This is a genomic window from Streptomyces sp. B21-083 (assembly GCF_036898825.1).
Lineage (GTDB): Bacteria > Actinomycetota > Actinomycetes > Streptomycetales > Streptomycetaceae > Streptomyces.
On record NZ_JARUND010000001.1, the window covers coordinates 2,639,570 to 2,664,095 of the forward strand.

Annotated in this window: 19 protein-coding genes and 2 pseudogenes; 7 read left to right on the forward strand and 14 right to left on the reverse strand. The window is 71.5% G+C overall.

The genetic code is table 11. The annotated features are described in order from the left end of the window. Positions 1-117: 117 nt before the first annotated feature. Together QA861_RS11805 and QA861_RS11810 are read right to left on the reverse strand one after the other, a co-directional pair. Positions 118-1,812, reverse strand: coding sequence for a PucR family transcriptional regulator (locus tag QA861_RS11805; RefSeq protein WP_334588298.1), 1,695 nt, complete (start codon positions 1,810-1,812; stop codon positions 118-120). A gap of 143 nt (positions 1,813-1,955) precedes the next feature. Beyond that, positions 1,956-4,361: a type IV secretory system conjugative DNA transfer family protein gene (locus tag QA861_RS11810; protein WP_334588299.1), complete on the reverse strand. Its 2,406-nt coding sequence runs from the start codon at positions 4,359-4,361 to the stop codon at positions 1,956-1,958. A 330-nt stretch (positions 4,362-4,691) separates the two neighbouring features. Here QA861_RS11810 and gabT point away from each other — a divergent pair, with 330 nt between their 5' ends. Further along, complete coding sequence (gabT, locus tag QA861_RS11815) at positions 4,692-6,026, forward strand: 4-aminobutyrate--2-oxoglutarate transaminase (protein WP_334588300.1); 1,335 nt, start codon at positions 4,692-4,694, stop codon at positions 6,024-6,026. A 337-nt stretch (positions 6,027-6,363) separates the two neighbouring features. Then, entirely contained in the window at positions 6,364-7,059 is a 696-nt protein-coding gene (locus tag QA861_RS11820) for a phosphatase PAP2 family protein (protein ID WP_334588301.1), read from the forward strand. Positions 7,060-7,214: 155 nt separating this feature from the next. Here QA861_RS11820 and QA861_RS11825 read toward each other — a convergent pair whose 3' ends face one another. From QA861_RS11825 to QA861_RS11855, 7 genes are all read right to left on the reverse strand, one after another. Next, a complete protein-coding gene (locus QA861_RS11825; RefSeq protein ID WP_334588302.1) occupies positions 7,215-7,667 on the reverse strand; it encodes a hypothetical protein in 453 nt (150 codons plus the stop codon). A gap of 158 nt (positions 7,668-7,825) precedes the next feature. After that, positions 7,826-9,244: an NAD(P)/FAD-dependent oxidoreductase gene (locus QA861_RS11830; RefSeq protein WP_334588303.1), complete on the reverse strand. Its 1,419-nt coding sequence runs from the start codon at positions 9,242-9,244 to the stop codon at positions 7,826-7,828. 29 nt (positions 9,245-9,273) lie between these two features. Beyond that, entirely contained in the window at positions 9,274-10,086 is an 813-nt protein-coding gene (locus QA861_RS11835) for an ABC transporter permease (protein WP_334588304.1), read from the reverse strand. Next, positions 10,087-11,013, reverse strand: coding sequence for an ABC transporter permease (locus QA861_RS11840; protein ID WP_334588305.1), 927 nt, complete (start codon positions 11,011-11,013; stop codon positions 10,087-10,089). Then, complete coding sequence (locus QA861_RS11845) at positions 11,013-12,176, reverse strand: ABC transporter ATP-binding protein (RefSeq protein WP_334588306.1); 1,164 nt, start codon at positions 12,174-12,176, stop codon at positions 11,013-11,015. The genes QA861_RS11840 and QA861_RS11845 overlap by 1 nt, the downstream gene beginning before the upstream one ends. 53 nt (positions 12,177-12,229) lie before the next feature. After that, positions 12,230-13,477, reverse strand: coding sequence for a polyamine ABC transporter substrate-binding protein (locus tag QA861_RS11850; protein ID WP_334588307.1), 1,248 nt, complete (start codon positions 13,475-13,477; stop codon positions 12,230-12,232). A gap of 57 nt (positions 13,478-13,534) precedes the next feature. Continuing rightward, positions 13,535-15,058, reverse strand: a complete 1,524-nt coding sequence (locus QA861_RS11855; RefSeq protein ID WP_334588308.1) for a gamma-aminobutyraldehyde dehydrogenase — start codon at positions 15,056-15,058, stop codon at positions 13,535-13,537. 177 nt (positions 15,059-15,235) lie between these two features. Here QA861_RS11855 and ybiA point away from each other — a divergent pair, with 177 nt between their 5' ends. Then, positions 15,236-15,862, forward strand: coding sequence for a riboflavin biosynthesis intermediates N-glycosidase (gene ybiA / locus QA861_RS11860; protein ID WP_443041475.1), 627 nt, complete (start codon positions 15,236-15,238; stop codon positions 15,860-15,862). 266 nt (positions 15,863-16,128) lie between these two features. Here ybiA and QA861_RS11865 read toward each other — a convergent pair whose 3' ends face one another. Together QA861_RS11865 and QA861_RS47390 are read right to left on the reverse strand one after the other, a co-directional pair. Further along, positions 16,129-17,100, reverse strand: a complete 972-nt coding sequence (locus tag QA861_RS11865; RefSeq protein ID WP_334588310.1) for a DUF4190 domain-containing protein — start codon at positions 17,098-17,100, stop codon at positions 16,129-16,131. 169 nt (positions 17,101-17,269) lie between these two features. Beyond that, positions 17,270-17,428 carry a hypothetical protein gene (locus tag QA861_RS47390; RefSeq protein WP_503461749.1) on the reverse strand — a complete coding sequence of 53 codons (159 nt, stop codon included), beginning with the start codon at positions 17,426-17,428 and terminating at the stop codon, positions 17,270-17,272. Here QA861_RS47390 and QA861_RS11870 point away from each other — a divergent pair. Both QA861_RS11870 and QA861_RS11875 read left to right on the forward strand, forming a co-directional pair. Beyond that, a pseudogene (locus QA861_RS11870) lies at positions 17,390-18,399 on the forward strand (adenosine deaminase). The gene QA861_RS47390 and the pseudogene QA861_RS11870 overlap by 39 nt on opposite strands. Positions 18,400-18,433: 34 nt before the next feature. Then, entirely contained in the window at positions 18,434-19,117 is a 684-nt protein-coding gene (locus QA861_RS11875; RefSeq protein ID WP_334588311.1) for a glycerophosphodiester phosphodiesterase, read from the forward strand. A 29-nt stretch (positions 19,118-19,146) separates the two neighbouring features. Here the strand turns inward: QA861_RS11875 and QA861_RS11880 are convergent, their stop codons facing one another. Then, the gene (locus QA861_RS11880) at positions 19,147-20,841 is read right to left on the reverse strand and encodes a sigma-70 family RNA polymerase sigma factor (RefSeq protein WP_334588312.1); all 1,695 of its coding nucleotides are present in this window, start codon (positions 20,839-20,841) and stop codon (positions 19,147-19,149) included. Positions 20,842-21,177: 336 nt separating this feature from the next. On the opposite strand from QA861_RS11880, the gene QA861_RS11885 reads away from it, so the two are divergent. Continuing rightward, positions 21,178-22,356 carry a serine hydrolase domain-containing protein gene (locus QA861_RS11885; protein WP_334590523.1) on the forward strand — a complete coding sequence of 393 codons (1,179 nt, stop codon included), beginning with the start codon at positions 21,178-21,180 and terminating at the stop codon, positions 22,354-22,356. On the opposite strand, the pseudogene QA861_RS11890 reads toward QA861_RS11885, so the two are convergent. Continuing rightward, positions 22,346-22,549, reverse strand: a pseudogene (locus tag QA861_RS11890) (hypothetical protein); the annotation flags it as partial. The gene QA861_RS11885 and the pseudogene QA861_RS11890 overlap by 11 nt on opposite strands. A gap of 35 nt (positions 22,550-22,584) precedes the next feature. After that, positions 22,585-23,436 carry a helix-turn-helix transcriptional regulator gene (locus QA861_RS11895; protein WP_334588313.1) on the reverse strand — a complete coding sequence of 284 codons (852 nt, stop codon included), beginning with the start codon at positions 23,434-23,436 and terminating at the stop codon, positions 22,585-22,587. 87 nt (positions 23,437-23,523) lie between these two features. On the opposite strand from QA861_RS11895, the gene QA861_RS11900 reads away from it, so the two are divergent. Beyond that, positions 23,524-24,312 (forward strand): SDR family NAD(P)-dependent oxidoreductase, encoded by a 789-nt coding sequence (locus QA861_RS11900; RefSeq protein WP_334588314.1) that lies wholly within the window; start codon positions 23,524-23,526, stop codon positions 24,310-24,312. The last annotated feature ends 214 nt before the right edge of the window (positions 24,313-24,526 follow it).

A 24,526-nucleotide genomic window follows, 5' to 3' on the forward strand; every position in this document is an offset into this window, starting at 1 on the left:
GCGTTTGAGGACAAGGCCCGTTCAGGGCCGGCAGGCGGGTCTGGGGCGCAGCCCCCAGGGACAGGATGGGACGGGTAGGGGCGGCGGGGGCGAGAAACACCCCACCGCGCCCCCGTCTCACTCCCCCACAGCCGCCGTCGTCTTCAAGGCGAGCCACAGCTCCATCCGCACATCCGGATCATCCAGCGACCGCCCGAGAATCTCCTCCACCCGCCGCATCCGGTATCGCAACGTATGCCGGTGCACACCGAGATCCGCCGCAGCCGCGTCCCACTGGCCGTGCCGGGACAGCCACGCCCGCAGCGACGCCACCAGGTCGCCCCGGCCCGTCGCGTCATGCTCGTTCAGCGGACGCAGCAGCCCGTCCGCGAACGCCCGCACCGCGTCATCGGCCAGCAACGGCACGACTGACCCGGCGGCCAACTGCTCGTGTCCGACCAGCACCCGCCCCCGCCGCCGGGCCACCGACAACGCCTGCTCGGCCTGCTTGTACGCAGCCGCCGCGGCGATGGGCCCGGCCGGCCCCGACATCCCCACCACCAGCTCGTCCTCGTCACCGGCGGAAGAGGCCGGCGCGTCTCCCCGCCCCCGTGCCTCCGCCCGCGCCCCCTCCAACGCCGCGGCGAACTCCTCGCAGGCTCCCACCGCCGCGCCTCCGTCCACGGCGAGCACGACCAGCCGTTCGCCCTCCGGCACCACCAGCACCGCTTCGCCGGCCCGCGCGGCGGCCGACTCCAGGCACTCGGCGAGCCCGCCCAGCGGATCGCCGATGGCGACAGCGGCCACCAGCGCACCGGCCGTCGGCCTGCTCGCACCCCCGCTCCCGGCCTCCCGTACCGCTCCCATCGGGGCGGTGGCCGACTCGGCGACGGCGATCCGGAACGGCGCGTCGAGCAGCTCGCCGTACAGGCCCCCGGCGACGGCGCGCGCGTGGTCGGGTTCACCGGCCAGCAGCATGCGCAGCACCGCCGCCCCGATGCGCTGTTCGGCGGCCTGGAGGGAACGGGACCGTTCGGTGGTGAGGGTCAGCAGGGCGATGGCCGAATGGAGGGCGTACCGCTCCGCCGTACCCAGCGCGGCGGCCGTACCCACGGCCAGCGCGGCGCGCGGCCGGCGCCCGGTGCCGAGGGAGTGCAGCTCGACCCGGTCCCGCTCTCCCTCCTCGCCCCCTCCGCCCGCGCCGACCACGGCGCTCGCCGGCGCCGGCCGCTCCCGCAGCCGTTCCACGTCCGCCGTGAGCAGCGCCGCCCGCCGCCCGGCCCACTCGGGCGCGGTGGCGACGACGGCGCCCGAGGCGTCGTACAGTGCGGCCCAGCCGTCGACCTGGGAGGCGAGCGAGGCCAGCAGGCCCTCCGGGCCGTCGCTCAGCGCCTGCCGAGTCAGTTCCCGCTGCGCGGCGAAGCCTGCGGTCACCGCCCGGTACTGGTCGGCCGCTATGGCCGCCGACACCGCCTTGCTGATGGCGAGGAAGGGCGTGCGGCGCGGAACTTCCAGGAGGGGGAGCCCCTCCTGCTCCGCCGCCTCGACGAGTGCCTTCGGGATGTCCGCGTAGTTGACCCCGACGGCGAAACCGAGTCCGACGACCCCCGCCGCGGCCAGCCGCTTCACATAGCGCCGCATGGCCTCGGCGTCCTCGGCGTCCAGCTTGAGGGCGGTGATCAGGAGCAGCTCCCCGCCCTCCATATAGGGGACGGGGTCGGCCAGTTCGCTGGCATGCGCCCAGCGCACGGGTACGTCCAGGCGGTCCCCGCCGGCCCGCACGGTCAGCTTGAGGGTGGAGTGGTGGACGAGCGAGGCGAGCGTCGGGGGCATAAGGCCTTCAGATCTGTGTGAGCTCCGTGGACTTTTGGCCGCCACGTATGAACAGCCTGTGTCGATTCTGCCTCACCGTACGTACTGTGTGCCCCATACGGGCGACTGTCCCTGCTCAGTCTTCCCTGCCCAGCCCTCCCTGCTCAGCCCCGCAGGTTCACCAGCAGCGGAGGCGCGTGTTCGCCCTCCACCGTCGTCAGGGACAGCACCGCGTGCCCCGGCGGCACCTCGTGCGCCAGTTCGGACGCCGACCACCGCTCCCGTTCGACCGTCCGTACGGTCACCGCGTCGGTGGTGACCGCCTTGCCGGTGACCAGTTTGCGCAGGGCGTGGATGGCACGGGTCATCGGCTGGTCAGCGAAGACGGTGTGCTTGGCCACGTCCCGGGTCTCCACCCAGGCCGTGCCCCAGGCCTGGGCGAACCGGCTGCCGTCCCAGGTCGTCACGCCGGAGAACGCCATCCGGCAGCCGACCGCGCCGTACAGCGGCCCGTGCAGCGTCTCCGGGACGTCGCCGATCGTCCGCAGGGCGAGGACGACGCCCGCGTTCTGGGTGCGCATCCGCTGGATACGGCGTACCGAACCGGCGGTGACCGTCCCGGTGGCGTCGTCGAGGACCAGGCAGGCGAAGTGGGGGCGCCGTCCGTCGCGTACGACGGCGCTGAACTGGGCGAGGACGAGCCGTGTGATCAGCCGGGCGGCCTCCTCGTGGCCGTGCTCGGGCAGGTCGACGCGGACGCGGAGCGGGTACTGGGCGAGGGAGCGCAGCGAGAAGGGCCGCGCCGTGCCGCCCCCGCCGAAGAAGCCGTCGAAGACCGGCCGGTTGAGCAGCGCGAGCCGGTCGGCGAGGATCCGGCCGACGTCCGTCGGGCTCGCCGACTGCCGGATGCGTACGTCGAGTTCGCGCCGCATGACGGTGTACTCGTCCCCGGCGAGGGCGTCGCGCAGGGCGGACAGCGCGGCCGGGTCGCTCTCCAGCAGTTCCCGCAGCACCGGCAGCGACGGGAAGTGCCCGTGGGCCGCCCGGTAGGGGCCGAGCACCTGGGCGAGCGCGGTGGCGGCGCTCTCGGTGCCGACGGTGTCGAGGTCGCCGACCAGTGCCTCGGCGAGGAAGGAGGCCGCCTCGTCGGGGTCGTCGGAGTCGGCGTAGGGATCGAGGTCGTGGACGGAGGAACGGTCACCGATCCGCACGACGACGTCGAACGCCGTGTCGTCGGCGAGCGGCGTCCCGGGCGCGGAGACCGTGACGAACGCGCACTGCCCGGTGAGCGCCCGCAGGGCCAGCGCCTCGGTCACCGGTTCGATGAGATGCCGTGTCTTGCCCGCCCCCGACGGTCCGACCGCGAGCAGGGAGGTGCCCAGCACCTCGGCCCCGAGAGCCGCGCCGGCGCCGTGATAGACGAGCGGGGCCCGCTCGGCCGCCGCCCACCGTCCGATACGGACCTGCCCCGCGGCCAGGTCGTGCCGCGCGCCGCGCCGGGTCAGGTCCCGGGCTCCGGAGGGGTGGACCCAGGCCGCCGAGCCCTGTCGCAGCACGGTGTCCCGGAAGTCCGTGAGCAGCCCGCCCTGCCTGGCGAGCGTCCACGCGTGCTCGACGCGGGCGCAGTCCACGTCGTTCATCCGGCCGCCGGCCACCTCGGCGGTGAGCAGTTCCGCGGCCTCGTACTGACCGGCCTCCCGGAGGTCGGGCCACTGCTCGCGCGGCCGGTCGGCGGGCGCGGGTCCGGTGGGCCCGGCGGCGGCCTCGCGCGCGGCGAGGCGCTCCTTCGCGTAGGCCCACCAGCCACCGATCCGGGCGAACGGCCAGACGACGAGCAGGGTGATGACGGTGTAGAGGCCGACCTTGAAGGCCGTCGACCCGAACACGTCGAAACTGCCGGAGATCAACGCGACGAGGGCGACGACCGCGTCGACGAGCGGCAGGGCGTTCCAGCCGGCCCCCGGAAAGGCGTTCGGAAATACGAAACTGAGGGTGACGAGGGCGCCCAGGGCGGCGAGCAGGGCCCGTGCGGGCTGCGGCCTGCGTGCCACGAAGTGCCGGGCGATGTCGGGCCAGCTGCCGAGCCGGCCCATTCCGTACAGCAGCACGAGAAAGAAGAGGCCGTTGTAGACGAGGACGGCCGCGCTGCCCTCCCACCCCTTGGGTGAGACGGTGCCGCCCCACCACCAGTCCTCGGGTGTGAACAGCTTCAGCAGCACCGACTGGTACGGCACCGCGCCCCGACGCCACAGCGACCACAGGAACAGCCCCACGACGAGCGGCACCAGCAGCCCGACGACGGTGACCGGGGAGAGGCGTTCCGTCGCCTGCGCCCCCTTGGGCAGCCGGTACCCGTACCGCCAGATCCCCGGCTTGACCTCGGGCCGCGGCTCGTTGAGCCACTCGGCGACGGACGCCGGCGCGGGCACACCCTGCGGCGCCCCCTGTTCGACGGGCCGAGGCGCCCGCGCCGGCCGAGGCGGCACCGAGGGCCCGTCCGGCGGCCCCGCCGGACGCGGCACAGGATTCGCATGCGTACCCCGCGCGTCCTGGGTCCCGTCGCTGTCCATCGCCCTGCCCCCTGACCAGCCCGACCAGCTGCTTAGGCCACCGTCACTCGACAGCGGCCAATCTAACGCTCCCACAAGGGGAGTTCACCGCTTACACGGCCGACCTCGCGGACCGGAACCCGCCGCGCCCCCACCCGTAGAGGCCTGTGGAAGGGGTACCCGCCCGCTCCCCCTCTGTCCACCAAGGACAACGACACACCCCCACCACTCCCAAACGGTGCATGCCCGCCCCCATCCCCCAGGCCTAGCCTGCGAAGAGAGCCGCGGCGAGAGTCCCGCGTCAGCCGCACCTCAGCCCCCGCGTCCATCACGCCCCCCCAGGAGCCCCTCATGACCTCCCTCCCCCAGGAGCGCCGCGTCGTCACCGCCATCCCCGGCCCGAAGTCGCAGGAGCTGCAGGCCCGCCGTCTGGCCGCCGTCGCGGCCGGTGTCGGCTCGGTGCTGCCCGTGTTCACGGCGCGGGCGAGCGGCGGGATCATCGAGGACGTCGACGGGAACCGGCTGATCGACTTCGGGTCCGGCATCGCCGTGACGTCGGTCGGCGCCAGCGCCGAGGCGGTCGTACGCCGGGCCTCCGCCCAGCTCGCCGACTTCACGCACACCTGTTTCATGGTCACGCCGTACGAGGGGTACGTCGAGGTCGCGGAGGCGCTCGCCGAGCTGACACCGGGCGACCACGCCAAGAAGAGCGCCCTCTTCAACAGCGGTGCCGAGGCCGTCGAGAACGCCGTGAAGATCGCGCGGGCGTACACCAAGCGCCAGGCCGTGGTCGTGTTCGACCACGGGTACCATGGGCGGACGAACCTCACCATGGCCCTCACCGCCAAGAACATGCCGTACAAGCACGGCTTCGGGCCGTTCGCGCCCGAGGTGTACCGCGTACCCGTCGCCTACGGCTACCGCTGGCCCACCGGCCCGGAGAACGCCGGTCCCGAGGCCGCCGCGCAGGCCGTCGACCAGATCAGCAAGCAGGTCGGCGCGGACAACGTCGCCGCGATCATCATCGAACCGGTGCTCGGCGAGGGCGGCTTCATCGAACCCGCGAAGGGCTTCCTGCCGGCGATCCGGAAGTTCGCCGCCGACAACGGCATCGTCTTCGTCGCCGACGAGATCCAGTCCGGGTTCTGCCGGACCGGCCAGTGGTTCGCCTGCGAGGACGAGGGCATCGTGCCCGACCTGATCACCACCGCCAAGGGCATCGCGGGCGGGCTGCCGCTCGCCGCCGTCACCGGGCGCGCCGAGATCATGGACGCCGCGCACGCGGGCGGCCTGGGCGGCACCTACGGCGGCAACCCGGTCGCCTGTGCGGGCGCGCTCGGCTCGATCGAGACGATGAAGGAGCTCGACCTCAACGCCAGGGCCAAGCACATCGAGGCCGTCATGAAGGCCCGGCTGACCGCCATGGCCGAGAAGTACGAGGTCATCGGCGACATTCGCGGCCGGGGCGCCATGATCGCCGTCGAACTGGTCAAGGACCGCGTCACCAAGGAGCCCCACCCGGAGGCGACCGCGGCTCTGGCCAAGGCCTGCCATCAGGAGGGTCTGGTGGTCCTCACCTGTGGCACCTACGGCAACGTCCTCCGCTTCCTGCCGCCGCTCGTGATCGGCGACGACCTCCTGGGCGAGGGCCTCGACATCATCGAGCAGGCCTTCACCAGCGTCTGACGCGTCCCGGGCTCCCGCCGTCCGTCCGTCCCGCTCTCCCGTACCGGCCGACCGGCCCGGATTCCGCTTTTTTCCGGGCCGGCGCGGCACCGTCAGAGCGTGTGAAGAAGGTGTGCGAGGAGGATGGCGGGATGTCATTCTGTCTGTCCGAGACCCATCCCCTGACATAGGTTCTATCCAGATGAGAGATACACCCCGCCCGCAGGAAACTGCGGGCGGCGCCTGGTCGGGGCCTCCCCAGCTTCGATCCGGTCGTGCCCTCGCGCACACAGCCGGAGCTTCTGGCTCCGGGTCTCCTCACCGATCGGACAGTCGCCCGCCCCAAACCCCCCGGGGCGTGCGACGACCCGATCTGATCGTCCGCCCTGGAGCTACCCCCCCTGTTCCAGGGCGGACGACCTCTCGGAGCCTCTTCTCCCTCCTGACCGTCGCGGTCCTCCTCTTCGCGCTGATCACCTGGCAGGTCGTCGTCCACGGCCCCCTCGCCCGCGCGGACGAACGCCTCAGTGACTCGCTGGTCCACCCGTCCCGCGCCTGGGCGCTCCTCGCCGACCTCGGCAGCATCGTGGTCGCCGTTCCCGTCCTCGTCGTCGTCCTGGTGTACGTCGGTCTGCGCGCGCGTCGGGCGGGTACGGAGCGCTGGTGGCGGGAACCGGCCGGCGCGGGTGTGCTGATGGCGGCCGTACCGGCGATCGTCGTACCCATGAAGGAACTGGTCGCCCGGTCCGGGCCGCCGGTCATGGGCCCCGGCACCGGGTTCTATCCCTCCGGTCACACCGCGACGGCCGTCGTGGCCTACGGCTCCGCCACGCTGCTCCTGCTGCCGTGGCTGCGCCGTACGTACACCCGTCGGCTCGTCCTGGCCGGGTGCCTCGGTCTCAACGCCGCCGTCGCCGTCGGCCTGGTCGTGCGGGGTTTTCACTGGCCACTGGACGTGCTGGCGAGCTGGTGTCTGTGCGGCGCGCTGCTGATCCTGTTGAGCCTCTTCGTCCGCAGGCCCCCGCCCTCGCCCTCGCCGTCGCCCACTCCCTGATCCCTTCGCACCAGCCCGCTGCACCGATCTGTCGGCCGTGCCCCCCGCCGGCCCACGGTTCGCGTCGACCGCACGGACGGCCGACGAGAGCGTGGTCACGCGGGGATCAGGCAGCCGCGAGAGCTTCGGGCATCACCAGCTCTTCCCTTCTTCCCTCACCTGTCCTCGTCGGTCGCCAGACTCGCCGCCGCCTCGTGCATGGCCAGTTCGAGGAGCGCCGGGTCGGTGAGGGTGCCCGAGCCGTCCGGTGGGATCAGCCAGCGAACGCCTCCGGTCACGCGGCCCGGGTACGGGACGACGATCCACGTACCGCGTCCCGCCGTTCGCACCCCCGTGCCCAGCCACCGGGCGGCGGTGCCCGGCGGTACGAAGAACCCCATCCGGGAGTCGCCGAAGTCGACGAGCACCGGGCCGGGTTGGTCGATGACACGGGTGAGGACGTCGAGGGTGGGGTAGCCGAGTTCACCCCGCAGGATCAGTACGTCCCAGGCCTTGCCTGCGGGCAGCAGCGCGATCCCCAGGGGATTGCGCTCCCATTCCCACCGGCAGGCCTCGGGATCCGGAGCAACGGACGCCAGCCACTCGACCGCCGTTTTCGCCCCAGCCATGGGGACCTCCCTTTCTCTGTGAACGCTGGTCGCGTCACGAGAGAGAGGAGGGTTTCCCCGGAGCATTACGCGGGTTTCGCCACGTCGTGGGAGTGAATCGGATCACCGCCGATGAGCGGGGCGTACGCCTGTGGATCACTGCCCGCCCGCACGCGCCCTCAGCTGTCGAACCCCAGTCCCAGCCGGTCCATCGCCTTGAGCCACAGATTGCGCCGGCCGCCATGGGTGTCGGCCCGCGCCAGCGACCACTTGGTGAGCGCGATGCCCGTCCAGGCGAACGGCTCGGGCGGGAACGGCAGCGGCTTCTTGCGGACCATCTCCAGCGACGTCCGCTCCGTGCGCTCCCCCGCCAGCAGGTCCAGCATCACGTCCGCGCCGAAGCGGGTGGCGCCGACGCCGAGGCCGGTGAAGCCCGCCGCGTACGCCACCCGGCCCGCGTGCGCGGTGCCGAAGAACGCCGAGAAGCGCGAGCAGGTGTCGATCGCGCCGCCCCACGCGTGGGTGAAGCGGACGCCCTCCAGCTGCGGGAAGCAGGTGAAGAAGTGGTCGGCCAGCTTGGCGTAGGTCTCCGGGCGGTCGTCGTACTCCGCGCGGACCCGGCCGCCGTACGGGTAGATCGCGTCGTAGCCGCCCCACAGGATGCGGTTGTCGGCGCTAAGCCGGAAGTAGTGGAACTGGTTGGCGCTGTCCCCGAGGCCCTGCCTGCTTCGCCAGCCGACGTCGGCGAGCTGCGCCTCGCTCAGCGGTTCGGTCATCAGCGCGTAGTCGTAGACCGGCACGGTGTACGCCCGGACACGCTTCACCAGGCTCGGGAAGATGTTCGTGCCGAGGGCGACCCGACGGGCGCGGACCGACCCGTACGGCGTGCGTACGGCCATGCCGGCGCCGTACGGCCGCAGGGTCAGCGCCGGGGTGTGCTCGTAGACGCGGACGCCCAGGCGCAGACAGGCCCGCTTGAGGCCCCAAGCCAGTTTCGCCGGGTTGAGCAGGGCGACGCCGGTGGGGTCGTGCAGGCCCGCCAGGAAGGTGGGGGACGCTACCTGGTCCCGTACCGCTTCCGTGTCCAGGAACTCGGTGCCGGTCGCGAGGCCCTTGTCCGTCAACTCCTGGTGCCAGGCGCGGAGTTCGTCGGCCTGGTGCGGTTCGGTGGCGACGTCGATCTCGCCGCTGCGTTCGAAGTCGCAGTCGAGGGAGTGGCGGGCCACGGCCTTCTCGATCTCGTCGAGGTTCCGCGCGCCGAGTTCTTCGAGCCGGTGGATCTCGTCCGGCCAGCGGGCCAGGCCGTTCGCGAGGCCGTGGGTGAGGGAGGCGGCGCAGAAGCCGCCGTTGCGGCCGGAGGCGGCCCAGCCCACCTCGCGGCCCTCGACGAGCACGACGTCCCGCTGGGGGTCGCGCTCCTTGGCGATCAGGGCGGTCCACAGCCCGCTGTAGCCGCCGCCCACCACCAGCAGGTCGCAGCTCTCGGCGCCGGTGAGGGCGGGCTCGGGGCGGGGCCTGCCGGGGTCGTCCAGCCAGTACGCGACCGGCTGGGCGTCGGAAAGGGACCTGGTCCACATGCTCATGGCGCTCGGGGCCATGATTTCAACTCCCCACAGGGTTTTCCGGATCAGGCTTTCTGCCTGTTGCGGCGGTTGCCGATGACCATTCCGGTCAGCACGAACAGTACGGCGATCAGGAACATGGCCGTACCGATGACATTGATCTGAACGGGCGTTCCACGCTGCGCCGAGCCCCAGACGAACATGGGGAAGGTGACGGTCGAGCCCGCGTTGAAATTGGTGATGATGAAATCGTCGAAGGAGAGCGCGAAGGCGAGCAGCGCGCCCGCCGCGATCCCGGGAGCCACTATGGGCAGGGTGACGCGTACGAAGGTCTGCACCGGGCCCGCGTAGAGGTCCCGGGCGGCTTCCTCAAGGCGTGGGTCCATGGACATCACGCGGGCCTTCACGGCGACGACGACGAAGCTGAGGCAGAACATGATGTGGGCGATCAGGATCGTCCAGAAGCCCAACTGTGCGCCCAGGTTGAGGAACAGGGTGAGCAGTGAGGCCGCCATGACGACCTCGGGCATCGCCATCGGGAGGAAGATCAGCGAGTTGACGGCGCCCCGCGCGCGGAAGCGGTACCGCACCAGCGCGAAGGCGATCATCGTGCCGAGGACGGTCGCCCCGATGGTCGCCCAGAAGGCGATCCGCAGGCTGAGCGAGAGCGAGCCGCACATTCCGGCGACCCCGCAGGGATCACGCCAGGCGTCCGTCGAGAACTGCTGCCACTCGTAATTGAAGCGGCCCTTCGGTTTATTGAAGGAGAACACCGTGACGACGACGTTCGGCAGCAGCAGATAACCGAGGGTGACAAGTCCCGCGATGACGACGAAATGGCTTTTGAGCCAGCGCCCGATCGAATTCACGAAGGCCATTTAGACCAGGTCCTCCGTTCCGGACTTGCGGATGTAGAGGGTGACCATGACGAGGATCGCGGCCATGAGGAGGAAGGAGAGGGCGGCTGCCGTCGGATAGTCGAGGATGCGCAGGAACTGCGTCTGGATGACGTTGCCGATCATGCGGGTGTCCGTGGAGCCGAGGAGATCGGCGTTGACGTAGTCGCCGCTCGCCGGGATGAAGGTGAGCAGCGTCCCGGAGACCACTCCCGGCATCGACAGCGGGAAGGTGACCTTGCGGAAGGTCGTGAAGGGCCTGGCGTAGAGGTCGCCGGCCGCTTCGTGCAGCCGTCCGTCGATGCGTTCGAGCGAGGTGTAGAGCGGCAGGATCATGAACGGCAGGAAGTTGTACGTCAGACCGCACACCACCGCGAGCGGCGTGGCCAGCACCCGGTCGCCGGCCGTGATGCCGAGCCAGCTGGTGACGTCCAGGACGTGCAGCGAGTTGAGGGCGCCGACGACCGGGCCGCCGTCCGCGAGGATCGTCTTCCAGGCGAGCGTACGGATCAGGAAGCTGGTGAAGAACGGCGCGATGACCAGGATCATGATCAGGTTGCGCCAGCGTCCCGCGCGGAACGCGATCAGATACGCGAGCGGGTATCCCAGCACCAGGCACAGGATCGTCGCGGCACCGGCGTACAGCACCGAGCGCAGGAACTGCGGCCAGTAGTCGGCCAGCGCGTTCCAGTAGGTCGCGAAGTGCCAGGTGACCTTGTAGCCCTCCTCCAGGGAGCCCGTCTGCACGGACGTGGAGGCCTGGTAGACCATCGGCAGCGCGAAGAAGACGAACAGCCAGAGCAGGCCGGGCAGGAGCAGCCAGTACGGCGTCCAGCGGCCTCTTCGGCGCGGGGGCTTCTTCGCCGGTGCGGGCGCCAGAGGTGGCGCGTCGGGGGTCGCGGTGGCCATCAGACGGCCGCCTCGTCGTCGACCGTCTCGACGCCCGCGTCTATGTCCTGGTCGGCGTCGAGGCCGAAGGTGTGCGCCGGGTTCCAGTGCAGGACGACGTCCGCGCCGGGGGCGAGCCGGGCGTCCCGGTCGATGTTCTGGACGTACACCTCGAAGTCGGGACAGACGGGGCTGTCGACGACGTACTGCGTGGAGACGCCGATGAAACTGGTGTCGGCGATCTTGCCGGTGATGCGGTTGCGGCCGGCCGGGATGTCGCCGGCGTCGTCCGCGTGCGTCAGGGAGATCTTCTCGGGGCGGACCCCGACCAGCACCTTGCCGCCGGTCCTGGTCGGCGCGGAACAGCGGGCCTCGGGGAGCAGGAGCTTGCCGCCGCCCGCCTTGAGGACGATCTCGTCGCCACTCGTGGTGTCCACCTCGGCCTCGATGAGGTTGGAGGTGCCGAGGAAGTTCGCGACGAAGGTGGTGTGCGGGTTCTCGTAGAGATCGGCGGGCGAGCCGAGCTGCTCGACCCTGCCCCCGTTCATCACGGCGACCGTGTCGGCCATCGTCATGGCCTCCTCCTGGTCGTGCGTGACGTGGACGAACGTGATGCCGACCTCGGTCTGGATGCGCTTCAGCTCCAGCTGCATCTGGCGGCGCAGCTTGAGGTCGAGGGCGCCGAGCGGTTCGTCGAGGAGCAGCACCTTGGGGGTGTTGATCAGCGCGCGGGCCACGGCGACGCGCTGCTGCTGGCCGCCGGAGAGCTGGTGCGGCTTCTTCCGCGCCTGTTCACCGAGCTGGACAAGCTCCAGCATGTCGTCGACCTGCTTCTTCACCGACTTGATGCCGCGCCGGCGCAGACCGAAGGCGACGTTCTCGAAGATGTCGAGGTGCGGGAAGAGGGCGTACGACTGGAAGACGGTGTTCACCGGCCGCTTGTACGGCGGCAGGTTCGTGACCTCCTGCTCGCCGAGGAAGACGGTCCCGGAGGAAGGTTCCTCCAGACCCGCGATCATCCGCAGCGTCGTGGTCTTCCCGCAGCCGGAGGCACCGAGCAGGGCGAAGAAGGAGCCCTGCGGGACGGTGAGATCGAGGGGGTGTACGGCGGTGAAGGAGCCGTATCTCTTGCTGATCCCGGAGAGACGGACGTCGCCGCCGTGATCTGTGCTGGTGCTGGTCATGGTGTGGTCCTTGGGGAGTCGGAGGGGTGTCGCACCGCTGGGGGCAGGCGTGGCTACGCCCCTGTCAACTTCGCGAACTTCTCCTCGTACGCCGTCTCTTCCTTCTGACTCAGCGACCGGAAGGAGTGGGACTTCGCGGCCATCGCCGCGTCGGGAATGATCAGCGGGTTGTCCGCCGCGTCCTTGTCGAGCTTCGCGAGATACGGCTTCACCCCGTCGACCGGACACACGTAGTTGATGTAGGCGGCCAGTTCGGCGGCCGGTTCGGGCTCGTAGTAGTAGTCCATGAGCCGCTCGGCGTTCGTCTTGTGGCGCGCCTTGTTGGGGATCAGCATGTTGTCGCTGGAGGTGATGTAGCCGCTGTCCGGGATGATGAAGTCGATGTCCGGGCTGTCCGCCTTGAGCTGGACCACGTCACCCGCCCAGGCGACACAGGCCGCGAAGTCGCCCGAGGTCAGGTCGGCCGTGTAGTCGTTGCCGGAGAAGCGGCGGATCTGGCCCTTGTCGACGGCCTTCTGAAGCCGGGCGACGGCCGCGTCGTAGTCGTCGTCGGTGAACTTCGCCGGGTCCTTGCCCATGTCGAGCAGGGCCATGCCGATGCTGTCGCGCATCTCGGAGAGGAACCCGACGCGCCCCTTCAGTTTGGGGTTGTCGAGCATGTCGGAGACCGACTTCACCTCGATACCGTCCAGCGCCTTCTTGTTGTAGGCGATGACGGTCGAGATGCCCTGCCAGGGGTACGAGTAGGCGCGGCCCGGGTCCCAGTCGGGGCTGCGGAACTGCTGCGACAGGTTCGCGTACGCGTGCGGAAGGTTCGAGGCGTCCAGTTTCTGGACCCAGCCGAGCCGGATCAGCCGGCCGGCCAGCCAGTCGGTGAGGACGATGATGTCCCGGCCGGTGTCCTGGCCCGCCGCGAGCTGCGGCTTGATCTTGCCGAAGAACTCGACGTTGTCGTTGATGTCCTCGGTGTACTTGACCTTGATGCCGGTCCGCTCGGTGAACGCGTCGAGCGTGGGATGGTGCTTCTCGCTCTTGTCGACGTCCATGTACTCGGTCCAGTTGGAGAAGTTGACGGTCTTCTCCTTGGCCGAGTGGTCGTCCGCGGAGACGCCTCCCGCGGTCTTGCCCGCCGCGGGGATGCCGCAGCCGGTCAGCGCGCCGAGGCCGCCGGCCACCAGGGCGCCGCCCGCGGAGGCGCGCAGCAGGGACCGGCGGGTGAGGGCGGCCCTGCCGTTGCGGAAGCTGCGCCGCATGGCGGCCACCTGGGCCGGGGAAAGGCGGTCGGGCTCGTACTGCTCCATGCGCGTGATGCCCTTTCGGGAGGGTGTACGGCCGCTGGTCGGTCGGCCTGTGTCCGGTCAGCGGTCCCCGAAGATCGTGCGGTGCCAGTCCTTGCGGGCAACCGCGGTGTTGTCGAACATGACGTGCTTGATCTGTGTGTACTCCTCGAACGAGTACACGGACATGTCCTTGCCGAAGCCGGACGCCTTGTACCCGCCGTGGGGCATCTCGCTGATGATCGGAATGTGGTCGTTGACCCACACGCAACCCGCCTTGATCTCGCGGGTGGCGCGGTTCGCCCGGTAGACGTCCCGGCTCCAGGCGGAGGCGGCGAGACCGTAGGGCGTGTCGTTGGCGAGCGCGATGCCGTCGTCGTCGCTGTCGAAGGGCAGGACGACGAGCACGGGCCCGAAGATCTCGGACTGGACGATCTCGCTGTCCTGGGCGGCATCGGCGACCAGGGTGGGGCGGTAGTAGGCGCCGTTCTTCAGCTCCCCCTGGGGAGCCTCGCCGCCGGTCACCACGCGCGCGTAGGCACGCGCCCGCTCGACGAACCCGGCGACCCGGTCGCGCTGCGCGTGCGAGATGAGCGGCCCGAGATCGGTGCCCGGGGCGAACGGGTCACCGAGCCGGACGGTCTCCATGAGGGCGGCCGTCCTCGCGACGAACTCCTCGTACAGCGGGCGTTGCACGTACGCGCGCGTGGCGGCCGTGCAGTCCTGCCCGGTGTTGATGAGCGATCCCGCCACAGCGCCGTTGACGGCGGCGTCGAGATCGGCGTCGTCGAAGACGACGAAGGGTGCCTTGCCGCCCAGTTCCAGGTGGAGCCGCTTGACGGTGGCGGTCGCGACCTCGGCGACACGCTTGCCGACGGCGGTGGACCCGGTGAAGGACGTCATGACGACATCGGGATGCCCGACGAGATGCTCACCGGCCTCCCTGCCGGTTCCGGTGACGATGTTGACGACACCGTCCGGGATCCCTGCCGCGGTGGCTGCCTCGGCGAAGAGGAGCGAGGTCAACGGGGTCAGCTCGGCGGGCTTGAGCACGATCGCGTTGCCGGCCGCGATCGCCGGGAGGATCTTCCAGGCGGCCATCTGGAGGGGGTAGTTCCAGGGCGCGATGGACCCGACGACTCCGATGGGCTCCCTGCGGACGTACGAGGTGTGGTCACCGGAGTACTCCCCGGCCGACTGCCCCTGGAGGTGGCGGGCGGCACCGGCGAAGAAGGCGGTGTTGTCGATCGTCCCCGGGACGTCGAACTCGCGGGTCAGCTTGAGCGGCTTGCCGCACTGGAGGGACTCGGCACGCGCGAACTCCTCGGCCCGCTCGGCGAGGACGGCGGCGAACCGGTGCAGCGCGTCGGAACGCTCGCCCGGGGTGGCCCCCGCCCAGCCAGGGAAGGCCGCGCGGGCGGCGGCGACAGCGGCGTCCACGTCGCCGGGACCGGCCAGCTCGTACGTGTAGACCGCGTCGCCCGTGGCCGGGTCGACGACCCTGTGCGTACGGCCGGAGGTGCCGCGGGTCAGTCGGCCCGCGATGTACTGCGCGCCCGCCGCGAGCCGCTCCTGTGCCGGGAAGCGATGGCCCGGATTGTGCATGTCGCTCTCCTCCGTCGCCCTCCCCGGCCTGCGGGGGTCAACGTAGCTCCAGGTCGATCTGAGTGCCGATCCTGACAGAGGAAGTGGACTCCAACAAGGGATTCCGTTGTTGCCATTTGGTTACGCGACGAAATCTGTCGACCAGGTGTCCAGCGGGACGGGAAATGAGAGGACGCGATGTCAGTGGTGAATGCCAGACTCGCGTGCATGGGGAAACTCACGAGGAGCACCGCCGATACGGGGCAGCCGGGGCAGATCGATTCGCTGGAGGCCCTGACCAGGGAAGTGCGTGCGGGGACCCGGGTCAAGTACCTGCACTTCTGGGGGCACCGGCCACGCCCGGACGGCCGGGTGGGGCCGAGCTGTCTCAGCCAGTGGTGGCCGTCCGCGTTCTCGGTGGACGGGGTGGAGTACGCGACGGCCGAGCACTGGATGATGGCCGCGAAGGCCCGCCTGTTCGACGACGCGGAGGCGGAGCGCCTGGCCGTCACGGCATCGAACCCGGCACTGGCGAAGAAGGCCGGCCGGCTCGTGCGCGGCTTCGACGAGGCCGTGTGGGAGCGCGAGCGCTTCGGGATCGTGGTCGAGGGCAGCGTCCACAAGTTCGCCGCACACAGTGACCTGCGGGAGTTTCTGCTGGGCACGGGCGAGCGGGTGCTGGTCGAGGCGAGCCCGGTGGATCGCGTCTGGGGCATCGGCCTGGCCGCGGACGACGAGGCGGCGATGGACCCCGGTCGGTGGCGGGGACCGAACCTGCTGGGGTTCGCCCTGATGGCGGCGCGGAAGCGGTTGCGGGCGGGCTAGGACCTGCCGTCACGGTCCCGCCGCCCGCCCGAAGAGCGACCCTGGCACCCGCCGCGGCAGCGGCTGATGTCCGAGTAGGCGCGGGCCATCGGCGTGCCGGGTGCGGGCCCTCGTACTGGTTGTACGTGAGTCTGTGTCCGGTCCGGTGAGTGGGGGCACCTCCTGCCGTCGAGGTGGCTGCGGGAGGCGGGGTGCGGAATCCGGACCCCGCCGCCTCCCGGACCCCGTCTCCCGGACCGCTCGGAGCTGCCCGAGCGGCCCGCTTGTCAGACCTGCTGGGACAGGACGGTCGAGTAACTGCCGTCGATCTCGTTCGCGGAGCCCTCGTCGCCGAACGCGATGATGAGGGCCCCGAACGCCACGGCGAGGACGATGGCGACGGCACCGCAGATGATTCCGGCCAGCGCCTGGCCCGGGTTGGTCGCCTGGCCCCGGCGGGCCCTGCCCCGGGCGATCAGGCCGAAGACCACGGCGAGGATGCCCAGGATGATCGCCAACGGCCAGAGGCAGAAGAGGACGGCGGAGGCGATACCGACCACGAGCGAGGCGGTACCCAGGCCGTTCATCGGCTGGGGCGCCATGGGGGCCCAGCCGTAGCCGGGACCGCCGTACATCGGGGGCGCGGGATACCCGGGGCCCGGGCCGCCGTATCCGGCCTGCTGCGGGTAGCCGTAGCCCGGTCCGGACGGGTACTGCGGGTAGGCGTACGGGGCCGGTCCGGGACCGCCGGGCGCTATGGGCGGCGGAGGCACCGGGCCGCCCGGCGCGGCGGGCTGGGCGTAGGAGGCCCCCGGGACCGGCGGCGCGAACGGGTTGTCCTGCGGGGTGCCGGCCGGGTGAGCGCCGGGTGCGGCGAAGGGGCTGGCCCAGGGCCGGGACGCCTGAGGTGCGGGCGGGGCGTCCGCCGGTGTCGAGGTGACCGTGGGGTGGTTGTGGACGGAGGGAGGTGGTGGGGTGGCCTCGCCGTTGTTCCAGAACACCGTGCCGCCAGGACCGTCAGGTACGGAACCCGAGCGGGGGGTGTCCTCCGCCGGCGGCGCCCAGGGATCGAACTCGGCTTCGGATCCCGTCGTACCGCCGGAGCCTGTCCCGGCCGGCGGCTTGTCCAGCGGGACCCGCGCGGGTGTGCCGCTCGCGGGGCTGTCGCTGACGGTTTCGCCGGTCGCCGCACCCTCGGAACTCGCCCCCTCCGCAGGAGCGTTCTCCGGTGACTGCGACGGCTGCGCGGCGTCGGACATGCGTGGGGTCCCCTCGTTCGTATGTTCAGTCATGCTACGACCCGCCGATCACCGGCGACCGGGCACCTCCGGCCCCCGCCCGGCCCTTCGCCTGCCCTGTCCCGCCCCCGGGCGGAATCCACGGACGCCTGCCCGCACGCCCGGCCTACGATGATCCCCGAGTCATCGATCAGCCGATCACCCGCGTCCCGCCGACCGTCGCCCGGTCCGGGGCGCCGTTCCCGGGGAGGAACCCTTGACCGACCACCACCAGCGGGCCGCAGCCGGCGTCCGTGACCCGCACGCCTTCATCGCCGGGCTGCCCAAGGCCGAACTGCACGTCCACCACGTGGGCTCCGCCTCCCCCGGATCGTCTCGCAGCTGGCCGCCCGCCACCCCGACTCCGCGGTGCCCACCGATCCCGAGGCCCTGGCCGACTTCTTCACGTTCACGGACTTCGCCCACTTCATCAAGGTGTACCTGTCCGTCGTGGACCTCATCCGCACACCCGAGGACGTACGGCTGCTGACGTACGAGATCGCCCGCGACATGGCAAGGCAGCAGGTCAGGTACGCCGAGCTGACCATCACCCCGTTCTCCTCCACCCGCCGCGGCATCGACGCGCGCGCCTTCATGGACGCGATCGAGGACGCCCGGAAGTCGGCCGAGGCCGAGTTCGGGACCGTACTGCGCTGGTGCTTCGACATCCCGGGCGAGGCCGGGCTCGAATCCGCCGAGGAGACGGTCCGACTCGCCACCGACGACCGGCTGCGCCCGGAGGGGCTGGTGTCGTTCGGGCTCGGCGGGCCCGAGATCGGCGTACCCAGGCCGCAGTTCAAGCCGTACTTCGACCAGGCGATCGCCGCCGGACTGCGGTCGGTGCCGCACGCGGGCGAGACCACAGGGCCGGAGACGGTCTGGGACGCCCTGAACCATCTGCGCGCCGAGCGCATCGGACACGGCACGAGTTCCGCGCAGGACCCCGCACTCCTCGCCCACCTCGCCGAGCAGCGCATCGCCCTGGAGGTCTGCCCGACCTCCAACATCGCCACGCGCGCGGTCCGTACGCTCGACGAGCACCCCCTCAAGGAGTTCGTGCGGGCCGGCGTCCTCGTCACGATCAACTCCGACGACCCGCCGATGTTCGGCACCGACCTCAACAGCGAGTACGCGGTCGCCGCCCGGCTGCTCGACCTCGACGAGTGGGGTGTCGCCGACCTCGCCAAGAACGCCGTCGAGGCCTCCTTCCTCGACCCGGCGGGCAAGGCCGCGCTGGCCGCCGAGATCGACACGTACACCTCGGCCTGGCTCGCCCCCTGAGGAATCACCGTCCCCACCCGCGCACAATGGGCCCATGCAGAACGTGACCGCCGTGGCCCATCGCGGCGACCCCTACCGCTCCCGTGAGAACACGATCGACTCGCTGCGTTCCGCGCTCGACCAGGGCGCGGACGCGGTCGAGATCGACGTACGGCTCACCCGCGACGGCGTGCCCGTGCTGCTGCACGACGCGACCCTGAAGCGGCTGTGGGAACGGGAACGGCCGCTGGCCGCCCTGTCGGCGGCCGAGGTGCGCGGGCTGACGGAGGGCGGGGTGCCGACGCTCGCGGAGGCCCTGGCCGTGACCGAGGGCAGCCGGGTGATGATCGATCTGCCGGGAACGCCCGATGTGCGGGCGGTACGGCGCGTGGTGGACGTGGTCCGGGAGTGCGCGGCGGAGGAACGCGTGTACTACTGCGCGGACGCTCCGGCCATGCTCGCGGTGCGCGCGGTGGACCCGGCCGCCGAGATCGCCCTGACCTGGAAGACCCTCGCGCCGCCGCGCCCCGCCCTGCTGGCCGCGATCCGCCCGCGCTGGCTCAACTACCGCTTCACCCTGGTCGACCGGCAGCTCACGGCACGGGTGCACCGGGGCGGTCATCTGCTGTCGGTGTGGACTCCGGACACCCGTCGTTCCATGCGCCGGCTGCTGGACGCCGGCGTCGACTCGATCACCACCAACCGGATCGACGCGCTGTGCGCGCTGCGCAAGGGATGACGCGGATCGGCCGCTGAGCGGATCCTGCCCTAGACGCGGGACTCCTGCGCCACGGTCGCCGGGTCGGCCGGGGTGTCCCGGGTGACGTACTGGGGGACGGGGGTGTCGTCCTTGCCGGTGTCGCGGACCAGGCCGTAGCGCTTGGCGCCCTCGGGAGGTCCGCTGGTCACGTCGTTCTCCACGTCGTCCCAGGTGGTCGGGAAGACGCTCAGGCCGTAGTCGGCGCCCCGTTCGTTCACGGTGAGGGTGACACTGCCGTCGACGTAGAAGTACTCGTTCTGCCACATCTGCTGGGTGCCGGCCGGCGGGACGGCGTAGCCGGTGGCCGAGTCGCCCATGCCGCTGGCGGAACTGTCGGTGCTGCTGACCCGGTCGTCCATCCGGCGGCCTCCGCCCGACGCCACGTGGAAGAGCTTGCCCTTCAGACCGGTCCAGCTCGGCATGACCAGGCTGCCGGCCCGGTACTGCGGCGAGATCTGCCAGCGGACCAGGACATAGCCCCGGCCGGTGAGCGTCACGCTGTCCCCGCGGTGGTTCATGGTGGCGTGCGCGCCGCCGGTGCTGGTGATCCCGGCCTCGGGCCGGTGCGGAAGGGCGGCGGGCCGCGCGTTCGGGTCGGGCGCCGTGTCGACGGCGTCGACGACCGAGCCGTACGTCTCCTGCTCGGGACGGGTCGCCGAGGGCGTCGGCGTGGGTGACGGCGACGCCGAGGGGGACGCGGACGGCGACGGGGACGGGGGCGCGGAGGTGGTGGGTGCCTGGGGCCGGGGGCGCGCCGTGGGTGCCGCGACGGCTGGCGGCGGGTCCTTCGCGGGGTACGTGACGACGTAGGCGCCGCCCGCGATGATCGTGGCCCCGGCGCTCAGGGCGACGGCCGGCTTGGTCAGGGCGCCGAGCACCTTTCCCGACCAGCTGACGGAGGCGCCGGCGGTGGCGGTGGCGGCGACAGCCGTCTTGCCGCCGAAGGCCAGCGACAGGGTGAACCCGACGGGCAGCGGGACCAGCGCGATGCCGACGAGGAGCCGTTCCGCCGGTACGACGACCGCCTCGCCGGAGCTCGCGCAGTACGCGCACCCCCTGATGTGCCGGGCCAGCCGCTTGCGCCACACGGAGTCCGGGTCGCCGTCCCAGCGGGCGGTCGTTTCCCGCAGGTCGGGGCAGGCGCCGTCGAGCGCCCGGACGATTCCGCGCGAGGCCTCCAGGCGCTCCTTCATCCGCTGGACGCGTACGGCGGCGTGCTGCCGGCTGATGCCGACGGCGGCCGCCAGCTCACGGCGGGTGAGTTCGCCCGCGACCTCCAGCCACCACAGCGACAGCAGCTGCCGGTCCTCGTCGTCGAGCCAGCGCGCCGCCTCCGCGACCTCGCGCCGCTGCCCCTCCAACTGGAGTTTCAGTACGGCGAGTTCGGCGAAGTCGGCGGCTCCGTCGGCCGTCTCGTCACGGAGTGCGTCGGTCGTACGGCGGCGCGCGCGGTCCCGGATCTGGCGCATCGTGATCGCGACGAGCCACGACCGGAAGCTGTCCGGGTCGCGCAGTGAGCCGAGGTTGTCGACGGCTCGGAGCATGGTCTCCTGCACGACGTCGTCGACGTCCGCGTGACCGTTCAGGGCCCGGCCGACGATGTTGTAGACCAGCGGCAGCCAGCCCGCGACCAGCTCGTCCAGCGCCCGCCGGTCACCGGCCTGCGCCGCAGCGATGGTGGAACTCCACTGGCGCCCGTCCACAAAAGCCCCTTCTCGTACGTGTGTGCACCTTACGTCGCCCTGTTGCACACGAGTTCCCCACCGAGTCGCCCGAGGAGACGGCTCGGAGGCACCGCCGATAACAGTTTTTGCCCCCTCCCCCAGGCCACCCGGACCTGGGCCCTAGGTGCGATCCCCGACAAGATCCGCACGCGGTACGCCAGTTGCCCTTAGCCCGACACCAGGGTCGGCGTCCTCCTCACCGACGATCCCGGTCACTCCGTACGGATCGAGAATGTGAACATCCACACCACCCGCCACCCGCCACCCGCCACCCGCCACCCGCCACCCGCCACCCGCCACCCGCAGGAGCAGCCGATGCACATACGCCCGCGTACCGCCGCCCGCGCCACAGCCCTCGCGACCGTCCTCACGCTCACCCTCGCCCTACCGGCCGGCGCCCTCGCCGTTCCCGCGTCGGCCGACTCCGCCTCCGGTGCGGTGACCGGGCGGGGCACGTCACCGGACGTGGCGGCGCTGCGGGCCGCGCTCGCCGGGTTACCGAACGGGGACGCGACGGCGGCTCTCGTACGGGTCGGGGGCACCGACGGTGTCTGGCGCGGCAGTGCGGGTGTGCACGACCTGGCGAGCGGACGGGCGGCGGACCCGGACGCGCGTTTCCGGGTCGGATCGACGACGAAGGCGGTCACGGCGGCGGTCGTGCTCCAACTCGCGGCGGAGGGCGCGGTGGACCTCGGCCGACCGGCCCGCCACTACCTTCCGGACCTGATCCCCAGCACGTACGCGCACGTGACCGTGCGTCAGCTCTTGAACCACACCAGCGGCATCCCGGCCGCCGCCGGCACCGGTACGACCTTCGAGGAGTGGTACACGCACCGCTTCGACCTCCACTCGCCCCGCGCGACGGTCGCCTCGGCCACCGCCGAGCCACCCGAGTTCGCGCCGGGCACCCGGCAGCACTACCTCAACATCAACTACACCGTGCTCGGGCTGCTGATCGAGCGGATCACCGGCCACTCGTACGAGCGGGAGACGACCCGCCGGGTCTTCGCCCCGCTGGGAATGCGGAACACGTACTTCCCCGGCACCGACCCGGACATCCGAGGGCCGCACAACCGCGGCTACCAGGCGGTGGCGCGCGCCGACGGCACGACGGAGTACCGCGATGTCACGGTCTGGGGCACCACGGACACCTGGGCGGCGGGCGCCATGATCTCCACGACGGCGGACCTGGAGCGGTTCCTGACCGCCCTGTTCCGTGGCCGGGTGGTGCCGGAGCCACAGCTGGAGGAGATGTTCACCGTCCCGGCCGACGTCCCGGACGCCACGATGAGCGCGGGCCTGGAGCGGTATGTGACCGACGACGGTACGGAGTTGTGGCTGAAGTCGGGCGGCCGTTGGGGTTACAACACGCTCATCGCCGCCACCCGCGACCTGTCCCGCACCCTCGTCTACAGCGTCAACTCGACCGACGCGAAGGGCCAGGGCCTGAATCCGGTCGCCGCGCGCATCGTGCGGGCGGCCTTCACACTGTGACGCCGACCGCGGCCGGTGGCGCCGTCGTCAGCGCCTCCAGCCGCTTGATCCGCTTTCGTACGACGTACAGCGGGATCACCCCGAACACCCCGAACGACATGTCGATCACCGTCCACCAGAAGGGAATCCCCCGGATCGGCCCGCAGAGCAGCGCGAGCGGAACGATCCCCGCGCAGGCGATCATCCCGAACTCCGCATGCCCTGCGCCTGATCGCGGCCCGACGGCGCTCAGCCGGGTATGTCCATGCGCTGGGTGCCGACGACCGACAGCAGCCTCAGCGCTTCCTCTGACGGTGTGCCGGGTTCGGCGGTGTAGATCACGACCCGCTGGTCCCGGTCGGCGATGTCGAGGACGTCGCAGTTGACGGTGACGGGACCGACCAGCGGGTGTTGGAAGGTCTTGCACAGGCTGGGTGCGGCGGACACGTCGTGGGAGGCCCAGAGCCGGGCGAACTCCGCACTGCCGGAGCGGAGTTCGGCCACCAGTGCGGCCACTTCGGGGTCGTCGGGGTAGCGGGCGGCGGTGGCGCGCAGATCCTGGGCCGTGTTGCGGGCGAAGGCGGTCGCGTCCAACAGGCTGTACACCCCGCGTCCCTGGGGGCGCGACTCCAGGAAGACCCGGCGCGCGAAGTTGCGCTCGCGCCGTGACAGGGCGGAGAAGTCCTCCAGGAGAGCGGCGGCCAGATCGTTCCAGGCGATCACCTCGTACGTCGCCGAGATCACGATCGCCGCGGCCTGCGGCAGCCGGTCGAGCAGCCGCAGGATGCTCTGGCGCACCTCCCGGGAGGGCCCGGGCGGCGGGCCCGGCGGCACGCCGGCCAGGTGGTGGAAGTGGTCGCGCTCGGCGTCCGACAGCCGCAGGGCCCGGGCCACACCGGCCAGCACATCGCGCGACGGGTGCGGGGCACGGGCCTGCTCCAGCCGTGTGTAGTACTCGGTCGAGATGAACGCCAACTGGGCCACCTCCTCCCGCCGCAGTCCCGGAGTGCGGCGGCGCTGTCCTGCGGGCAGCCCCGCCTCGGCCGGAGTGATCCGCTCACGCCTGCTGCGCAGGAAAGCGGCCAGTTCTTGTCTGTCCACCCCCTCAGTGTGCGCCGGGGCCGAGGGGGCTATCCAGGTACCGCCGGTGCCTGGATAGCTTCCGCGGCCGGACGCAGGCTTGCCGCCATGGACAACGAACCCACCGCCAACACATCCACGGGCCTGCTGGCCGGCAAGGTCGCTCTCATCACCGGCGCCGGGCGCGGGATCGGCGCCGCAGCGGCGCGGCTGTTCGCCCGGGAGGGCGCCCGAGTGCTGCTCGCGGCCCGGACGGAGGACCAGCTGAAGTCGGTGACCCAGGAGGTCCGTGCGGCGGGCGGCACCGCGGACTACGTCGTGTGCGACCTGGCCGACGCCGACAGCGTGCGAGCCGCCGTCGATCGCACCGTGAACCGGTACGGCCGGCTCGACATCGCCTTCAACAACGCCGCGACGACCATCCCGCCCGGCCCGCTGGACCAGGTGCGGGAGGCCGACTTCGACCATGTCCACGCCGTGAACCTCAAGGGCACCTGGCTGGCCATGGCCGCCGAGGTCGCCGCCATCCGGGCCACCGCCGGGACCGGTGCCATCGTCAACAACTCCAGCGTCGGCAGCCTGAGGGGCAACCCCGAGCTGCCCGTCTACGGGGCGATGAAGCGGGCGGTGAACAGCCTCACCGAATCGGCCGCCATCACGTACGGCCCGGAGGGCATCCGCGTCAACGCCGTCGCACCCGGCACCACGCTCACCGAGATGATCCGCGCCTGGAACGACGCCACCCCCGGCATCGTGGAGCACCTCAACGCACTGACCCCGCTGCGGCGTGCGGCCGACCCCGCCGAGATCGCCGAGGCCGCCGCCTGGCTGCTGAGCGACCGCGCCTCCTACGTGACCGGCACGGTCCTCCGGGTCGACGGCGGCGTCGGAGCGTGAATCGCCGGCGAAGCCGACGCCGGCCTTCGGGTCGTACGCCCCGGGCTGGATGCCGAGTTCGTGAGTGCGGTGCCCGGCCTCGTTCGTCGCAGCCGTCACCCGTCGGCGCGGCCCCGACGGGCCGACGCACCGACGAGGGCCGCCGCGGCGACAGGTCGTCGGCCGCCCCGCCCCTGGCTCCGGGCGCACGAACGCGGCCCCGGACGGAGGCCTC

Excerpts from the sequence above, each read along its gene's own strand:
- QA861_RS11850 (WP_334588307.1), bottom strand. The coding sequence starts at position 13,477 with ATGGAGCAGTACGAGCCCGACCGCCTTTCCCCGGCCCAGGTGGCCGCC.
- QA861_RS11875 (WP_334588311.1), top strand. The coding sequence starts at position 18,434 with ATGCAGAACGTGACCGCCGTGGCCCATCGCGGCGACCCCTACCGCTCC.
- QA861_RS11900 (WP_334588314.1), top strand. The coding sequence starts at position 23,524 with ATGGACAACGAACCCACCGCCAACACATCCACGGGCCTGCTGGCCGGC.
- QA861_RS11855 (WP_334588308.1), bottom strand. The coding sequence starts at position 15,058 with ATGCACAATCCGGGCCATCGCTTCCCGGCACAGGAGCGGCTCGCGGCG.
- gabT (WP_334588300.1), top strand. The coding sequence starts at position 4,692 with ATGACCTCCCTCCCCCAGGAGCGCCGCGTCGTCACCGCCATCCCCGGC.
- QA861_RS11810 (WP_334588299.1), bottom strand. The coding sequence starts at position 4,361 with ATGGACAGCGACGGGACCCAGGACGCGCGGGGTACGCATGCGAATCCT.
- QA861_RS11805 (WP_334588298.1), bottom strand. The coding sequence starts at position 1,812 with ATGCCCCCGACGCTCGCCTCGCTCGTCCACCACTCCACCCTCAAGCTG.
- QA861_RS11840 (WP_334588305.1), bottom strand. The coding sequence starts at position 11,013 with ATGGCCACCGCGACCCCCGACGCGCCACCTCTGGCGCCCGCACCGGCG.
- ybiA (WP_443041475.1), top strand. The coding sequence starts at position 15,236 with ATGTCAGTGGTGAATGCCAGACTCGCGTGCATGGGGAAACTCACGAGG.
- QA861_RS11825 (WP_334588302.1), bottom strand. The coding sequence starts at position 7,667 with ATGGCTGGGGCGAAAACGGCGGTCGAGTGGCTGGCGTCCGTTGCTCCG.
- QA861_RS11885 (WP_334590523.1), top strand. The coding sequence starts at position 21,178 with ATGCACATACGCCCGCGTACCGCCGCCCGCGCCACAGCCCTCGCGACC.
- QA861_RS11845 (WP_334588306.1), bottom strand. The coding sequence starts at position 12,176 with ATGACCAGCACCAGCACAGATCACGGCGGCGACGTCCGTCTCTCCGGG.
- QA861_RS11835 (WP_334588304.1), bottom strand. The coding sequence starts at position 10,086 with ATGGCCTTCGTGAATTCGATCGGGCGCTGGCTCAAAAGCCATTTCGTC.
- QA861_RS11830 (WP_334588303.1), bottom strand. The coding sequence starts at position 9,244 with ATGGCCCCGAGCGCCATGAGCATGTGGACCAGGTCCCTTTCCGACGCC.
- QA861_RS11865 (WP_334588310.1), bottom strand. The coding sequence starts at position 17,100 with ATGTCCGACGCCGCGCAGCCGTCGCAGTCACCGGAGAACGCTCCTGCG.